Annotated in this window: 11 protein-coding genes; 7 read left to right on the forward strand and 4 right to left on the reverse strand. The window is 75.1% G+C overall.

The window, feature by feature from the left end:
• Positions 1 to 4: 4 nt before the first annotated feature.
• Positions 5 to 841, reverse strand: a complete 837-nt coding sequence (gene rsmI, locus ACIWVC_RS11210; protein WP_396450100.1) for a 16S rRNA (cytidine(1402)-2'-O)-methyltransferase — start codon at positions 839 to 841, stop codon at positions 5 to 7.
• A gap of 44 nt (positions 842 to 885) precedes the next feature.
• Between rsmI and ACIWVC_RS11215 the strand changes: the two genes are divergently transcribed.
• On the forward strand, positions 886 to 2,646 hold the full coding sequence (locus ACIWVC_RS11215) for a dolichyl-phosphate-mannose--protein mannosyltransferase (RefSeq protein ID WP_396450101.1): 1,761 nt from the start codon (positions 886 to 888) through the stop codon (positions 2,644 to 2,646).
• 7 nt (positions 2,647 to 2,653) lie between these two features.
• Here the strand turns inward: ACIWVC_RS11215 and ACIWVC_RS11220 are convergent, their stop codons facing one another.
• Positions 2,654 to 3,859, reverse strand: coding sequence for an MFS transporter (locus tag ACIWVC_RS11220; RefSeq protein ID WP_396450102.1), 1,206 nt, complete (start codon positions 3,857 to 3,859; stop codon positions 2,654 to 2,656).
• A gap of 138 nt (positions 3,860 to 3,997) precedes the next feature.
• Between ACIWVC_RS11220 and ACIWVC_RS11225 the strand changes: the two genes are divergently transcribed.
• The 3 genes from ACIWVC_RS11225 to bla all read left to right on the forward strand — a co-directional run bounded on the left by ACIWVC_RS11225 (position 3,998) and on the right by bla (position 7,140).
• Entirely contained in the window at positions 3,998 to 4,996 is a 999-nt protein-coding gene (locus ACIWVC_RS11225; protein WP_396450104.1) for a LacI family DNA-binding transcriptional regulator, read from the forward strand.
• 48 nt (positions 4,997 to 5,044) lie between these two features.
• Positions 5,045 to 6,079, forward strand: a complete 1,035-nt coding sequence (locus ACIWVC_RS11230; RefSeq protein ID WP_396454106.1) for a magnesium transporter CorA family protein — start codon at positions 5,045 to 5,047, stop codon at positions 6,077 to 6,079.
• 107 nt (positions 6,080 to 6,186) lie between these two features.
• Positions 6,187 to 7,140, forward strand: a complete 954-nt coding sequence (bla, locus tag ACIWVC_RS11235) for a class A beta-lactamase (RefSeq protein WP_396450108.1) — start codon at positions 6,187 to 6,189, stop codon at positions 7,138 to 7,140.
• A 4-nt stretch (positions 7,141 to 7,144) separates the two neighbouring features.
• On the opposite strand, the gene ACIWVC_RS11240 is transcribed toward bla, so the two are convergent.
• The gene (locus tag ACIWVC_RS11240; protein ID WP_396450110.1) at positions 7,145 to 8,797 is read right to left on the reverse strand and encodes a penicillin-binding transpeptidase domain-containing protein; all 1,653 of its coding nucleotides are present in this window, start codon (positions 8,795 to 8,797) and stop codon (positions 7,145 to 7,147) included.
• Positions 8,798 to 8,910: 113 nt separating this feature from the next.
• On the opposite strand from ACIWVC_RS11240, the gene ACIWVC_RS11245 reads away from it, so the two are divergent.
• The 3 genes from ACIWVC_RS11245 to ACIWVC_RS11255 all read left to right on the forward strand — a co-directional run bounded on the left by ACIWVC_RS11245 (position 8,911) and on the right by ACIWVC_RS11255 (position 13,847).
• Positions 8,911 to 9,873, forward strand: a complete 963-nt coding sequence (locus ACIWVC_RS11245) for a LysR family transcriptional regulator (protein ID WP_396454107.1) — start codon at positions 8,911 to 8,913, stop codon at positions 9,871 to 9,873.
• Positions 9,874 to 10,003: 130 nt separating this feature from the next.
• Positions 10,004 to 10,888 carry a serine hydrolase gene (locus tag ACIWVC_RS11250; RefSeq protein WP_396450114.1) on the forward strand — a complete coding sequence of 295 codons (885 nt, stop codon included), beginning with the start codon at positions 10,004 to 10,006 and terminating at the stop codon, positions 10,886 to 10,888.
• Between the two features lie 154 nt (positions 10,889 to 11,042).
• Positions 11,043 to 13,847, forward strand: coding sequence for an AAA family ATPase (locus tag ACIWVC_RS11255; RefSeq protein ID WP_396454108.1), 2,805 nt, complete (start codon positions 11,043 to 11,045; stop codon positions 13,845 to 13,847).
• 21 nt (positions 13,848 to 13,868) lie between these two features.
• Here ACIWVC_RS11255 and ACIWVC_RS11260 read toward each other — a convergent pair whose 3' ends face one another.
• The gene (locus ACIWVC_RS11260; RefSeq protein WP_396454109.1) at positions 13,869 to 15,179 is read right to left on the reverse strand and encodes an amidase; all 1,311 of its coding nucleotides are present in this window, start codon (positions 15,177 to 15,179) and stop codon (positions 13,869 to 13,871) included.
• Positions 15,180 to 15,418: the final 239 nt, after the last annotated feature.

Genomic DNA, 15,418 nt, shown 5'->3' on the forward strand with positions numbered 1-15,418 from the left:
GTGACTATTTCCTGGCCTTGACAACGGCGTCGTAAACGACGCGTTTCGGGGCGCCGTTCTCCCTGGCCACGTCCGCGATGGCCTGCTTGCGCGGCGTGCCCGCCTCCTCGCGGACGGCGACGGCCGCGGCCAGCTCGGCGGGGTCGGTCAGTCCCGCCCGCTCGGGCGCGCCGCCGACCACCACCGTGATCTCGCCGAGCACCCGGCCCTCCGCCCACGCGGCCAGCTCGCCGAGCGTCCCGCGCCGGACCTCCTCGTAGGTCTTGGTGAGCTCGCGGCAGACCGCGGCGGGGCGGTCCGCGCCGAACGCGTCCGCCATCGCCGCGAGGGTGGCGCCCAGCCGCCGCGGCGACTCGAAGAACACCATCGTGCGGGGCTCGCCGGCGAGGGCGGCGAACCGGCGGGCCCGCTCCCCCGGCTTGCGGGGCGGGAAGCCCTCGAAGCAGAACCGGTCGGTGGGCAGCCCCGACACCACCAGCGCGGTCGTGACGGCGGACGGCCCCGGCAGCACCGAGACCGGCGCCCCCTCGGCGAGGGCCGCGCGCACCAGCCGGTATCCGGGATCGGAGACGCCGGGCATGCCCGCGTCGGTGATGACCAGCACGTCCCGCCCGGCCAGCAGCTCCTCCACCAGCCCCGCGGCCCGCGCCTGCTCGTTGACGTCGTTGTAGGACACGACGCGCGCCGTCAGTTCGACGCCGAGATCGGCGGCCAGCCGGCGCAGCCGCCGGGTGTCCTCGGCCGCGATCACCGGCGCGTCCGCCAGCGCCTCCCGCAGCCGGGCCGACGCGTCCCCGGCCCGCCCGATGGGCGCCGCCGCCAGCACCAGAGTCCCTGTCACCCGGTCATTCTCCCAGCGGGCGGCCGCGCCCGTACGATGACGGGATGACGACCGACCTGGTCCCCGCCCCAGCCGTCGCGTCCCGGCGCCGGCCGCCCTCGCTGCGGGAGTGGCTCGCGCCCGCGATCCCGGGCGGGGCGCCGCTGTCCTGGCTGGGCCCGCTGCTGGTCACCGCGCTCGCCGCCTACCTGCGGTTCCACCGGCTGGGATCGCCGAAGGCGGTGGTCTTCGACGAGACGTACTACGCGAAGGACGCGCTCGCCCTGCTGAAGTTCGGCTGGGAGCACAACACCGTCGAGAACGCCGACAAGCTCCTGATCGCCGACCCGGACGCGCACATCTGGGGCAGCGGGCCCGCGTTCGTCGCGCATCCGCCGTTCGGCAAGTGGATGATCGCGGTCGGCGAGTGGATGTTCGGCGCGACGCCGTTCGGCTGGCGGTTCATGCCCGCGCTGATCGGGACGCTGTCGGTGCTGATCCTGTGCCGGGTCGCCCGCCGGATGACCGGGTCGACGCTGCTCGGCTGCGCCGCCGGGCTGCTGCTCGCGGTGGACGGGCTGGCGTTCGTGACCAGCCGGGCCGCGCTGCTGGACGTCTTCGTGATGTTCTGGATCCTCGCCGGGTTCGCGTGCCTGGTGAACGACCGGGACCGGTCCCGGCGCGTCCTCGCCGAGAAGATCGAGCGCGGCGACCGGTCGGTGTACGGGCCGTTCCTCGCGCACGGCTGGCGGTGGGCGGGCGGCGTCTGCCTCGGCCTGGCCTGCGCCACCAAGTGGACGGGGATCTTCTACGTCGCCGCGTTCGGGCTGATGGTCGTCCTGTGGGACTACGGCGCCCGCCGCGCGGCCGGGGTGCGGGCCCCGTTCGCCGGGACGATGCTGCTGGAGGCCGTGCCGGCGTTCGTGCAGCTCGTCGTGGTGGGGCTGGTGACCTACCTGGCGACCTGGTGGGGGTGGATCTTCAAGCCGGGCGGCTGGGGGCGCGGCACGGTGTCCGACCACCTGCTGTGGCGGCCGTTCGAGGCCATGCCGAAGCTGTGGGAGTACCACTCGCAGATGCTCGGCTTCCACACCGGGCTGCACGCGAAGCACCCGTACCAGTCGTGGCCGTGGGACTGGCCGATCCTGCGCCGCCCCGTCGCGTTCTTCTACACCGAGCCGAAGGGCGGCTGCGGCGGCGCGGCCCGGTGCTCGCGGGAGATCCTCGGCATCGGCACGCCCGCGCTGTGGTGGGGCGCGCTCGTCGCGCTGGTCGCCGTGGTGTTCCTGTGGCTGGTCCTGCGCGACTGGCGGGCCGGCGCGATCCTGCTGGGCTTCCTCGCGGGCTGGCTGACCTGGTTCCCGTCGGCGTTCTCGGAGCGGACGATGTTCCTCTTCTACGCGACGCCGCTGATCCCGTTCATGGTGCTGGCGGTCGTGCTGGTCCTGGGGTATCTGATCGGCCCGGCGCCCGCCGGGGCGGCGGGGGCGCACGCGGCGCTCCCCGGGGAGGCGAGTCCCGGGCGAACGGGCCTCGGGGAGACAGGCCCCGGGGAGACGGGCCGCGGCGGCGAGGGCTACCCGCTGCCCGGCGAGCCCTACCGGGACGCCGGGCCCCATGGGGGCGGCGGGGCGCACGCGACGCCGGCGCCGGTCCAGGGCGCGGTCCAGGGCGCGGGCATGCGGCGGCTGGTCGGCTCCGCCGCCGCGGGCGCGTTCCTGCTGGTGGTGCTGGCGAACTTCGCGTACTTCTACCCGATCCTGGCGGCGCAGACGCTCCCGTACGACGAGTGGCACGCGCGGATCTGGTTCCAGTCCTGGGTGTGACGGGCCGCTAGGCCGCCGCCTCGGCGGTGGCGGTCACGGCCCGCGGGCGGGGGCGGAGCGCCCGGCCGCCGAGCAGGCACAGGGCCAGCGCGAGGGCGCCGCCCATCCCGGCGCCGGCGAACGCGCCCGGGACGCCCGCCGCGTCCTGCCCGATGCCGGCGACGAACGAGCCGAGCGAGCCGCCCGCGCCGATCGCGGCGACGATCCACGCGAACGCCTCGGTGACGGTCCCGGCGGGCGCGAGCCGGTCGACGAGCGAGAAGCTGCACGCCAGCACCGGCGCGAGCGAGACGCCGGAGACGAACGCCAGCGCCGACATGACGGGCAGGCCGGGCGCGAGCATGAGCGGGAGGTAGCCGGCGGCGAGCGCGGCCAGCAGCCAGCGCAGCCGGCGGTGCGGCTCGCCCGGCCACGGCCGGGCGCCGTAGCCGATGCCGCCGGCGAGGGCGCCGCCCGCCATGCACGCCAGCAGCAGCCCGGACGCGACGTCGCTGCGCTGCTCCTCGGCGTAGGCGACGACGGCGACGGCGTAGACGCCGAGCGCGATCCCGGCGCACGCGAGCGACAGCAGCAGCACCCGCAGGCCGGGCGAGCGCAGCGGCCCGGCCCAATCGGCGGCGCGCGGCGCGCTCCGCCACCGGCGGGACGGCCCGGACAGCGCGACGACGAGCGTCCCGGCGACGCCGAGCGCGCCGGTGAGCAGCAGCGCGGCCTCGGTGCTCACCACCGCCGCGGCGACGACGAGCAGCGGCCCGACGGTGAACAGGATCTCCTGGGCGGCGGCGTCGAGCGCGTACGCCGCGTCGACCTCCTCCTGGCCGTCCAGGACGTCCGGCCAGAGCGCGCGCAGCCCCGCCTCCAGCGGCGGGGTGGCGAACCCGGCGAGGACCACGGCGGCGACGGCCGCCGGCAGCGGGTGGGCGCCGACCGCGGCGAGCAGCGCGAAGCCCGCGGCGGCGGCGCAGGCGGCGGGCAGCAGGACCGGCGGCTGGCCGTAGCGGTCCATGACGCGGCCGAGGACGGGCTGCCCGGCGGCGGTCGCCAGGCCGAAGACCGCGGCGAGCGTCCCGGCGAGCGGGTAGCCGCCGTCGTCGGCGCGGACGTGCAGCACCACGGCGAGCATGCCCATCCCGTTGGGCAGCCGGCCGAGCAGGGTGCCGCCGAGCAGCCGCGCCGCGTGCGGCCTGCGCAGGAAGACGACGTAGCCGCGCATCCGATGGCCCCCGAAGATCCCCAGTCATACGTATTACTCGACCCGTCATACGTACCACTTCCGGGGGCCTCCGCTCTAGTCTGTTTCCGGTACGTGTCCGTCAGCGAGTCCGCGAGAAGGCCGCCCAGGGAGGTGCGGGTGCCGGCGATCAGCCGTCCCACCAGCAAGGACGTGGCCCAGGAGGCGGGTGTCTCGCAGTCCACGGTCTCCCTCGTGCTGGGCGGCAAATGGAGCGGGCGCGTCTCCCCCGCGACCGCGCGCAGCGTCCGGGACGCGGCCGAGCGGCTCGGCTACCGGCCCAACCAGGCGGCCCGCAACCTCCGGCTCGGCACCACCCGGACCGTCCTGCTGATGGTCCCGACCCTCAGCGCGCCGTTCTTCGGCCCCGTCTACACGGGCGCGGCGCGGGTCGCGGCCCGGCACGGCTTCGGGGTGGTCGTGTCCACGTGGCCGGACGACGCGGAGGGGCCCGCCGACAGCCCGTTCGGGTCGGAGGAGGCGATCGACGGGATCCTCGCGTCCTCGATGCCCGTGGACGTGCTCGGCCGCTTCCGCGAGACGCCCGCCGTGATGCTCGACAGCGGCCCCGGCGGAGGCGTGCCCACGGTCGACTTCGGCGTCGCCGACGGGATGCGGGCGATCGCCGGGCACCTGGCCGGCCTCGGCCACCGGCGGTTCGGGCACGTGGCCGCGGCGGTCGACCAGTGGACGTTCCGCGCCCGCGCCGAGGCCCTCGCCGCCGTCGTCGCGGGGCTGCCCGGCGGCGCGCTGGCCCGCGGCGCCTGCGCGATCGACGTCGCGTCCGCGAAGGACGCCGCGCTGCGGCTGCTGTCCGGCCCGCGGCCGCCGACCGCCCTGGTGTGCGACGACGACCTGATCGCCGCGGGCGCCTACAAGGCGGCGCGGGCGCTCGGCCTGGACGTCCCGGCCGACCTGTCGGTCACCGGGTTCGACGACGTGCTGCTCGCGACGGCGCTGGAACCGGAGCTCACCACCGTCCGCCTGCCGGCGGAGGAGCTGGGCGCGCAGGGCATGACGGCGCTGCTCGGCCTGCTGGAGGGCCGCCGACCCGCCTCCCGCGTCCTGCCGGGCGAACTCGTCGTCCGCGCGTCCACGGCCGCCCCGCGCAGCGGCTGAGCGTCCCTTTCTCCTCGGCCTTCCGGAGAACAGGGGTATAAGGGGCGCATGGGATCCCAGCCGCCCGAGAGCGGCGCCGACGGGCCGCCGGGGCGGCCGGCGGGAGTCTCGCCGCCGCGGACGCGGGCCTGGCGCGGCGGCCGGATCGTGGCGGAGGACTTCCCCGTCGCGGAGGTGAGCGACCACCTGGCGCGACCCGGCATCGTCGTGTGGGTCGACCTGTGCGCGCCGCGCCACGAGGACCTGCGCATCATCGGCGACGAGCTCGGCCTCGACCCGGTCGCCGTGGAGGACGCGGTGTCCCGGCACGAGCGGACGAAGCTCGACCGGTACCACGGGTACGCGTTCCTCAACGTCTACGTCCCGCACGTGGACGGCGGCGACATGGCCATGCACGAGCTGTCGGCCTTCATCGCCGAACGCGCGCTGGTCACCGTCCGGCAGGAGCACGGCTTCGACGTCGGCGCGCTCATCGAGCGCTGGGACCAGACCCCCGGCTCCGGCTACGACGAGCCCACCGCCGCGTTCCTCGTGTACGGGATGCTCGACCTCGTCGTCGACCTGCAGCTGGCGGCCGTGCAGGCGCTCGACGACGAGGCCGACGCGGTCGAGGACCTGGTCTTCGGCGACGAGTTCCCGGTGAAGGAGATCCAGCGGCGCAGCTACCGGCTGCGCAAGAACCTGGCCAAGCTGCGGCGGGTCGCGCTGCCGATGCGGGAGGTGCTGAACACGCTGCTCCGCCGCGACCTGGGGCTCGTCCCCGCGCCGCTGGTCCCCTACTTCCAGGACGTCTACGACCACACGCTGCGCGTCGGGGAGTGGACCGACGGCCTGCGCGACCTCGTCGCCGACCTGCTCGACACGCGGCTGGCGCTGCAGAGCAACCGGATGAACGAGGTGATGAAGAAGGTCACGAGCTGGGCGGCGATCATCGCCGTGCCGACCGCCGTCACCGGGTTCTACGGGATGAACGTCCCCTACCCGGGCTTCTCGCAGCACGGCGGCTTCATCGCGAGCGCGGTCATCATCGTCGTCTGCAGCACCGTCCTCTACGCGGTCTTCAAGCTCCGCGACTGGCTGTGAGGCCCGCGCGGGCGCACGTCGCGGCGCACGCATATGAGAAGGCGTATCGGTCCGCGATCGATATCGATATTGGACATCGGCTTCGCCGCTCTGGTCTGCTCGGCGGCATGACGAAACAGGCTCCCCGTCTCCGGGCGCTCGCCGCCGTCCTGGCCGTGTCCGCCGCCGCGGGCTGCGCCGCGGACGCGGAACCCGGCGCGCAGGACGCGGCGCCGCAGGGCGGACCGTCCCGGATCACCGCGTCCGAGAGCACCGCGCCGCAGGCGGACGTGACCAGGCGGCTGGACCGCCTCGAACGGACGCACCGCGCCCGCATCGGCGCGTACGCGATCGACACCGGCACCGGCCGGTCCGTCTCCCACCGGGCGGACGAGACGTTCCCGTTCGCGTCCACGTTCAAGGCGATGGCGTGCGGCGCGGTCCTGCGGAAGGCGCGCCGCTCCGCCCCCGGCCTGCTGGAGAAGGTGGTCCGCTACACCGAGGACGACCTCGTCGACCACTCCCCCGTCACCGGGAAGCACGTGGGCACCGGCATGACCGTCGCCGACCTGTGCCGCGCGGCGATCACCGAGAGCGACAACACCGCCGGGAACCTGGTGCTGAAGCAGATCGGCGGGCCCGCCGGCCTCACCGCCTTCCTCCGCTCGCTCGGCGACCGGGTCAGCCGCAGCGACCGCTGGGAGACGGCCCTCAACGACTGGAGACCGGGCGAGCAGCGCGACACGACCGCGCCGCGCGCCTGGGCGGACGACCTGCGCGCGCTCACCGCCGGCGACGCGCTCGCCCCCGCCGACCGCACGCGCCTCATCGGCTGGATGAAGGCGACGGTGACCGGGGACGAGCGCATCCGCGCGGGGCTCCCGGAGGGCTGGACGGTCGGCGACAAGACCGGCACGGGCGGCGCCTACGGCACGGCCAACGACATCGCCGTCGCCTACCCGCCGTCCCGCGCGCCGCTCATCATCGTCATCACCACGAACAAGCGGCGGGCGGACGCCGCAGCCGACGACGGGGCCATCGCCCGCACCGCCGCGGTCCTGGCCCGCGCCCTGGTGCGGTGACCGGTCAGGACAGCGCCCTCAGGAACTCGGCGGCGATGGGGGCGGCGGCCTCGGCGCCCGTGCCGCCGCCCTCGACGATCACGGCGAAGGCGACGTCCTTGCGGTAGCCGATGAACCACGCGTGGGTGGGCGGGTTCTTGCCCGAGCCGAACTCGGCGGTGCCGGTCTTGCCGGCGGTGCCGGGCGGGAACCCGACGCCGGACGCGGTGCCCTCGCTGACGACGGCGGGCATCAGGGAGTGCAGGGCCCTCTCGACGGCGGGCTCCAGCTTCTTCGGCGGTTCCGGCTTGCGGCCCCCGGCGTCGGCGGCCCTGCTCGCGAGGGCGGCGTCGACGATGCGGGGCGACCGCCAGGTCCCGTCGGCCGCCGCGGCGGCGACGCTCGCCATGTTGAGCGGGCTGGTCAGCACCTTGCCCTGGCCGAAGGACGCGGACGCGAACGCCGTGTCGTCCCGGTTGTCGGGGAACGCGGCCCGGACGGCGGGGAGCCCGGCGATGATCGGGACGTTGAACCCGAACTGGGCCGCGACCTGCGCGAGCCGCTTCTCGCCCAGCTTGTCCACGGCGAGGCGCGCGAACGTGGTGTTGCAGGAGTGCGCGAACGCCTCGCGGAACGGGATCGTCCCGAAGTCCTCGTGCTGGTAGTTGTGGAACGACCGGCCGCCGACGTCGGTGGTGGCGGGGCAGCCGACCTTCGTCGACGGGGACACGCCGCCCGCGACGAGCGCGGCGGCGGTGACGACCTTGAAGGTGGAGCCGGGCGGGTACTGGCCCATCAGCGCCCGGTTGTAGCCGCCGGGCTTGTTCGCCACCGCGAGGATCTCGCCGGTGGACGGGCGCAGCGCCACCATCGAGGCGGGCTTGTCCACGTCGCCGAGGGCCCTGCCCGCGGCGGCCTGCGCCCTCGGGTCGATCGTGGTCTTCAGCGGCTGCCCGTCGGTGCCGCCGAACCGCTTCAGCGTCTTCACCGGGTTGTCGTCGGCGTCCACGATCTGGACGGTGAGGGCGGGCGTGCCGGCGAGGCGGCGCTCGTACTGCTTCTGCAGCCCGTCCGCGCCCGCCAGGTCGCCCTTGCGGTAGGGGGCGCCGAGCTTCTTCGCCACCTCGGCGGACGCCGGGGCGACGGTCCCGGCGAGCTGCCGCGCGGACCCGGACGGCGAAGCGCCCAGATCGCTGCCGTCCGCGGCGAGGACGGCGGCGCGGCCGGGCCAGGCGCGGGCCGCGCGCAGCCGCTGCCCCTCCCGCAGGGTCGGGAAGATCACCTCCGGCGACCAGCGGACGAGCCACTCGCCGTCCCGCTCGACGAGCGGCAGCGACCCCTCGTAGGTCCACTTCCGATCGCCGGCGAGCGTCAGCTCCGCGCTGTAGGAGCCGCCCGCCCTGCCCCCGTCGGGCTTGCCCACCGAGGCGACGGTGTAGCGCTGGGCGGTGACGCCGAGGTCCTCCCGCATGCGGGTGAACCGCTGCTCGAAGTCGGCGGGCGGTCGGTCGGTGAGCGCCTTCATCGCGGCGAGGTCGCCGCCGCTCCAGGCCGCGAGGAACCGCTGCGCGGCGTCCTCCGGGTCCTCTCCGCGGCGCAGGAACCACACCGTCCCCGCTCCGGCGACGAGCACCGCCACCGCGATCGCGGCGGCGGCGAGCACACGGGATCGGCGCATCGTCGATCTCCCTTCCCCCTGATATGGAGGCACAAGAACATCAGGCGCCGCCCGGAAAGTCCAAGATTGCTATCAATGTCACAAAGATATCGATATTGATATCCTCGCTGCTCGTGAACCTGGTCGGGCACCTGCGGTGCTTCGTCGTGGTCGCAGAAGAACTCCACTTCGGGCACGCGGCGGAGCGGCTCGGCATGGCCCAGCCGCCGCTCAGCCAGCGGATCCAGCGGCTGGAGCGGGAGCTCGGGGTGCGGCTGTTCGACCGGTCAAGCCGGAAGGTGGAGCTGACCGCGCCGGGCCGGCTGCTGCTGGACGAGGCCCGGGACGTCCTCGCCCGCGTGGACCGCATCTACTCCGTCGCCGAGCGGGCCAGGCTCGGCGAGGTCGGCACGGTGCGCGCGGGCCTGCCCAGCGACCTCGGCGGCCGGGTCGTCGCCGCGCTGATCGCGGCGTTCCGGGCGCACCGCCCCGACCTGCGGCTCGACCTGCGCGAGACGGGCACGGCCGAGCAGGTCCGCGCGCTCGCCGACGGGGCGCTGGACGCCGGGGTGGTGCGGCACCCGTGCGACTCCCGCGGCCTGGAGCTCGGCCCGCTCCTCGGCCAGCCGCTCGGCGTGCTGCTGCCCGCCGGCGCGGACCTCGCCGCGGCCCCCGAGGTGCATCTCGCCGACCTCGGCGGCCGCGACCTCGTCGTGCCGCCGCGCGAGGAGGCACCCGGCGCGCACGACGAGCTGCTCGCGGGCTGCCGCCGGCACGGGTACGCGCCCGCCGCCGTCCACGAGGCGCGGCACCCACAGTTCGCGCTCGGCCTCGTTCTCGCGGGGACGGCGGTGGCGCTGGCGCCGCGCACCGACGACGCTCCCGGCGTGACGTGGCGGCCGCTGGTGGGCGAGCCGCTGGCCTGGCGGACGTCGTGCGCGTGGCGGCGGACCCGGGACCCCGAGCACGCCCGCGCGATCGCCGACTTCACCTCCGTCGCGACCGCCGTGCTGCGCCGCGAGGCCGGCATGGCGCCGCTGGACGCCGCCCCCGCGCGCCGGGTCGTCCCGCGCCCGTCCTCGGGATTCCTGGCATGAGCGGAGCGAACCGGGGGGTTTGGGGGGTCGTCCCCCCAAAAGAGACACGCATGAGCGGAGCGAACCGGGGGGCTCGGGGGGTCGTCCCCCCAAAAGAGACACGCATGAGGGACGCGAACCGGGACGGCGCATGAGCGACGCGGTGATGGGGATCGAGGCGGAGTTCCGGGGCGCCGGGGTGACCGGGTTCCTGCACGCCGTCGACATGGACACCGGGCGGGAGGTCGCCGTCGGCGCCGACGAGCCGGTCGTGATCGCGTCGGTGTTCAAGGTGCCGCTGCTGGTGGCGTTCCACCGGCAGGCCGCCGACGGGCTGCTCGACCCGGCCGAGCAGGTCGTGCTGCGGCCAGGGGACCGCACCGCGGGGCCGACCGGGGTGTCCGCGCTGCTGGACGAGGTGCGCATGTCGCTGCGCGACCTCACCTGCCTGATGATCACCGTGAGCGACAACGCCGCCGCCGACGCCGTCCTGGACCGGGTCGGCCGGGACGCGGTCAACGCCGCGGCCGCGGCGCTCGGGCTGCGGGACACGGTGGTCGAGGTCAACGGCCGCGAGCTGCACGAGTCGCTGCTCGCGGACGCCGGCGCGGCCACGTTCGCGGAGGTGTGGGCGAAGCTGGACGAGCCCGGCGTCCTCGGCCGGCTGCGGGCCCTCGACCCGTCCCGCACCAGCCGCAGCACGGCCCGCGACATGACCCGGCTGCTGTCCATGATCTGGCGGGACGAGGCGGCGCCCCCGGAGCACTGCGCGGCGATGCGGCGGCTGCTCGGCCTGCAGGTGTGGCCGCACCGGCTGTCGTCCGGCTTCCCCTACGACGACGTCGTCGTCAGCGGCAAGACGGGGACGCTGCCGACCATCCGCAACGAGATCGGCGCGGTCGAGTACCCCGACGGCGCCCGGTACGCCGTGGCGGTCTTCACCCGGTCGCCGGTGCCGGCGGCGGTGCTGCCGCAGGCCGACGCCGTCATCGGCACCGCGGCCCGGATGGCGGTCGAATCCCTCCGCCGCTCCTGAACGGCGCCCCTCATGTACGGGGCTCATGAACGGGATGGGCGGCGAACGCGAAAACGTGTCACATTCAATATCACGTATCCGTGGGAGAGACGGGGCGGCACCCCCTTCGAATACATAGGCTGTACCCCGGTTTTGACTTCTTGGGGAGTGTTCTTTGCGGCTGCCGGAGCATCTGGAGCTACTGCTCACCGACGAGCCGGTGCTCGACGTCTACTCGTACGGTCCATGGCGCGTCCCGGACGGCCTGTTCGAGGAGATCTCGGCGCGGATCGACGGGCTGGCGGCCGATCCGCGCGCCGCGGAGCTGACCACCGACGAGCACAAGCTGCTCACGCTGCCGGCGTCGCTCGTCACCGCGGAGATCTTCGGCATGCTGGCGTTCCTGCCGGGCGGCGGCGCGATCAAGGCGGGGTCGTGGTCGCAGCTGCCGGAGCGGCTGCTGTACGGGCACCTGGTCAACCCGGGCCCGCTCAGCACCCGGATGACGCGGTGGGACGCGCCCGGCGGCCGGTGGCGCCCGCCGGTCGACTGGCTGATCGAGGCGCCCGACCGCGGCCTGGCGATCGAGCTGGCCCGCGACTGCCTGTCGGTGCTGGAGGGCATCGAGCCGCTGGAGGAGCGCCGCAAAGCGCTGCTGCGCCTCTACGACGACCCGCCCGAGTGCGAGATCGGCCTGCCGAAGGCGGAGCTGCGCGAGCACTGGCACGCGCACGCCGGCGACGACATCGTCACGGCGGTGCCGGAGCTGCTCGGCCCGGTCGGGTACCTGGAGTGGGTGTGCGCCGGGCTCCTCGCGGCCTACGAGCATCTGACGGACGTCGCGCCGCGTGACGAGACCGTCGAGGTGCACCTGGTCCAGCTGCTGCTGCAGGGCAGCATGGACCACGTCCCGGCGGAGCTCGCGGTCGCGCTCGGCGAGGACCGGTACGCCGAGCTGCAGCACCGCTTCCCCGCGGAGCGCCGCGGGTTCAAGGCGGGCGCGTGGCAGGAGCGGACGCGGGCGTGGCTGGTCCGCGCGCTGGTCGCCGGCGCGGCGGACGCGTGCCGGGGCTGGCTCGACATGGCGATGCGGTTCATCGCGATCGTGCAGGGCCTGCCGGGCGACCCGTGGTTCCCGAAGGCGGAGTGGATCCCGGTCGGCCAGTTCCAGACGGACCTGCGCCGCCTGTTCGCGCCGCGCCGCCGCGTCGTGAACCCGCTGACCGAGACGCTGCGGAAGGCGCCCGCGGAGGACGGGGCGGACGGTACGGCCGAGGGGCGGCGCGCCGCCCGCGCGGAGATCGCGACGACCCTGGTGGAGCAGCCGGAGGTGACCGCCGCGCTGGCCGAGGTGACCGCGGGCTCCGAACCCGTCCGGCTGCTGCTGGCGGGCCCGGACGGCACCGGCAAGCGCGACGCCGCGCAGGAGCTGGGCAGGGCGCTCGCGCTCGGCCGCGACCCGCACTGGGTCACCGACAACCTGTACACGGGGCAGCGGCTGCCGGACGCCGTCGCCCGGCTGCACGCCGACGCCCGCGACTGCGCCGGCGACCGGCTGCTCGTCATCGACGGCCTGGACGGGATCGTCACCGACCCCGGCAACGGGGAGGCCCTCGCCGCCGAGCTGCACCGGCTCCTCGCCGTCCATCCCGACCTGCACCTGGTGGCGCTGTGCGACACCGGCGGGGAGGAGCGGATCCGGGACATCAACCCCGTCCTGCCGCAGCTGTTCCGGATCGCGCGGACCCGGCCGTTCACCGAGCGGGGGCACGCCGAGCTGTTCCGCCGCGCGCTGTCCGCGCGCGGCGCCCGCGGCACCCGGCAGGCGGTCGCGGCGGCGGGCGCGCTGCTGGCCGCGACGCCGCCGATGCAGACGCTCCGCAACGCGCGGCTCGCGCCGTACCTCGCCGACCAGGTGGTCGCGGCGGTGCGGGAGCGGGCCGCGTCCGGCGGCGACCCGGACGCCGAGCTCGTCGTCCGCAAACAGGACATCCCCGACACGCTCGACATCTCGCGGGCCGCCGGGAACCCGCTCGCGGAGCTGAACGCGCTCACCGGCCTCGACACGGTCAAGCACGAGATCGCGCTGCTCGTCGCCGGGACGCACGCGGCGCGGCTGCGCAGCGAGAACGGGCTGAAGATCACCCCGCCGACCCGGCACATGGTGTTCACCGGCAACCCGGGGACCGGCAAGACGATGGTGGCGCGGCTGCTCGGCCGCATCTACAAGCGGCTGGGCGTGCTGTCGTCCGGGCATCTCGTGGAGGCGTCCCGCGCCCACCTCGTCGGCGAGTACATCGGGCAGACCGCGCCCCGCACGCGCCGGCTGGTCGAGCGGGCGCTCGGCGGCGTGCTGTTCATCGACGAGGCGTACACGCTGACGCAGTCGCCGCTGAAGGGCGACTACGGGCACGAGGCGATCGCCGAGCTGGTCAAGCTGATGGAGGACCACCGCGACGACCTCGTCGTGGTCGTCGCCGGGTACCAGCAGGAGATGGCGGAGTTCCTCGCCGCCAACCCCGGCCTGGACTCGCGGTTCCCCAAGCAGATCCACTTCCCCGACTACACCGACGAGGAGCTGATCACCGTCTTCCGGCAGCTCGCCGAGGCGGACGGGTTCGAGCTGGCGCCCGGCACCGAGGAGGTGCTGGCGACGATGCTGCGGCGGGCGCCGCGCGGACCGTCCTTCGGCAACGGGCGGCTGATGCGCAACATGCTGGACGTCGCCGTCGCCAACCAGGCCGACCGGGTCGCGTCCGCCGCCGTCAACGCGCAGAAGCGGCACGGCGGGAGCGCCCAGAAGGAGCACGGCGGGACGAAGCACGGTGAGGCGCGGCAGAACGGGGCGAAGCACGGCGGGGCGGAGCACGGCGGCGAGCCGGCCGCGGCGCCCACCCGGGAGGAACTGATCACCATCACCGCCGACGATCTTCCGCCGCTGCTGGAGCACCCGGAGGAGTTCTTCGGGCTCTACCTCTGAGCGGCCGCGCCCGCCGGCCGGCTAGGCGGGCTTTCGGGCGAGCCCGGCGGCGGCGTCGAACAGGACGCTCTCCGCGCCGCGCCGGGTGATGAGCTGGGCGCCGACCGGCAGGCCGCGGACGGTTCCGGCGGGGACGCTCAGCGCGGGCAGCCCCAGCACGTTCCACGGCGAGGTGAGGCTGACCAGCAGCGCGGTCAGCGGCCCGAACTCGACCTCGGTCGCGCCGAGCTCCGGCGCGGTGATCGGCATGGTCGGCATGGCCAGGTAGTCGTAGCGGTCCAGCAGCTCCGCGACCTCCCGGACGTACCGCTCCCGCTCGCGCAGCGCGCGGACGAGGCGCCAGCCGGGCATGCGGCCCGCCTCCCGGAGCCGTCCGAGCAGGGACGGCTGGTACAGCTCGGGCGCGTCGGCGACCCGCTCGGCGTGCACGTCGTACGCCTCGCTGAACTCGATCGCGATGAACACCTCCCGCAGCCCGGCGAAGTCGAGCGGCTCGGCGGGCGCGTCCGGGAACAGGGCCCGGACGGTCCGCACCACCTCGGGGTCCGCGGCGGGCGGATCGATCCAGGCGACGCGGCCGCGCGGGTCGCCGCTCCCGCCCGGTGCCGGGTCCACGGGCGACGGGGCGGCCTGCTCCGGGCCGGTCAGCGCCCGGTAGGCGATCCGGCAGTCGGCGGCGGACCCGGCGAGGACGCCCACGTGGTCGAGCGTCGGCGACAGCGGGAACACGCCGCCGACCGGGATCGCGCCGTGCGCGGGCTTGAACCCTGCGACGCCGCAGAACGCGGCCGGGATGCGCACCGACCCGCCGGTGTCGGTGCCGATCGCGAGCGGGACCGCGCCCGCGGCGACCGCGGCGGCGCTGCCGCTGCTGGAGCCGCCCGGCATCCGCGCGCGGTCGTGCGGGTTGCGGACCGGGCCGCTCGCCGACACGTCGCCGGTGGCGCCGAACGCGAACTCCTGCGTGCCCGTCTTCCCGACGATCACGGCGCCGGCGTTCCTGAGCATCGCCACGCACTCCGCGTCGCCCGCGGCGACGTGGCCGTCGAAGTGCGCCGAGCCCATCCCGGTCGGCAGCCCGGCGACGTCGACGATGTCCTTCACCGCGACGGGAACGCCGTGCAGCGGCCCCCGGTCGATGCCGGACGCCAGCTCCCGGTCCGCCCACCGGGCGGCGGCGCCGGCGCCCTCGGGGTCGAGGGTCACGAACGCGTTGAGCTCCGGGTCGACCGAGTCGAGGGCGCGTTCGACCAGCCCCTGCGCCGTCTCCTTCCCGGAACGCAGCGCCTGCCCGAGGTCCGCCAGCGTCCGTCCGGCGAAGAACCCGCCCATACCGCCCTCCCACGTGATCGGCCGTCCCGAACTGACTAGCACACCGGGGCGGACCGCGGGACGGGCCGGGTGCTCCGTCAGTCTGCGATGGTCCGGTTTCGTGGCGTTCCGTGGTCAGATCATCGCTTTCCGTGAGCCATTCGTCGCAGTCGTGCTACCGCTGGCCGACTGCACGTCCGGACCCGTGAACCTACGCGCGAGTACGAGGCAGGCTTCAACACGCCCAGTGGAGACGCTCC

The sequence above is a fragment of the Actinomadura sp. genome, assembly GCF_044508335.1.
Classification (GTDB): Bacteria; Actinomycetota; Actinomycetes; order Streptosporangiales; family Streptosporangiaceae; genus Spirillospora.

Coding starts and splice junctions, on each gene's coding strand:
- bla (WP_396450108.1), top strand. CDS start 6,187: ATGACGAAACAGGCTCCCCGTCTCCGGGCGCTCGCCGCCGTCCTGGCC.
- ACIWVC_RS11240 (WP_396450110.1), bottom strand. CDS start 8,797: ATGCGCCGATCCCGTGTGCTCGCCGCCGCCGCGATCGCGGTGGCGGTG.
- ACIWVC_RS11220 (WP_396450102.1), bottom strand. CDS start 3,859: ATGCGCGGCTACGTCGTCTTCCTGCGCAGGCCGCACGCGGCGCGGCTG.
- ACIWVC_RS11230 (WP_396454106.1), top strand. CDS start 5,045: ATGGGATCCCAGCCGCCCGAGAGCGGCGCCGACGGGCCGCCGGGGCGG.
- ACIWVC_RS11215 (WP_396450101.1), top strand. CDS start 886: ATGACGACCGACCTGGTCCCCGCCCCAGCCGTCGCGTCCCGGCGCCGG.
- ACIWVC_RS11250 (WP_396450114.1), top strand. CDS start 10,004: ATGAGCGACGCGGTGATGGGGATCGAGGCGGAGTTCCGGGGCGCCGGG.
- ACIWVC_RS11260 (WP_396454109.1), bottom strand. CDS start 15,179: ATGGGCGGGTTCTTCGCCGGACGGACGCTGGCGGACCTCGGGCAGGCG.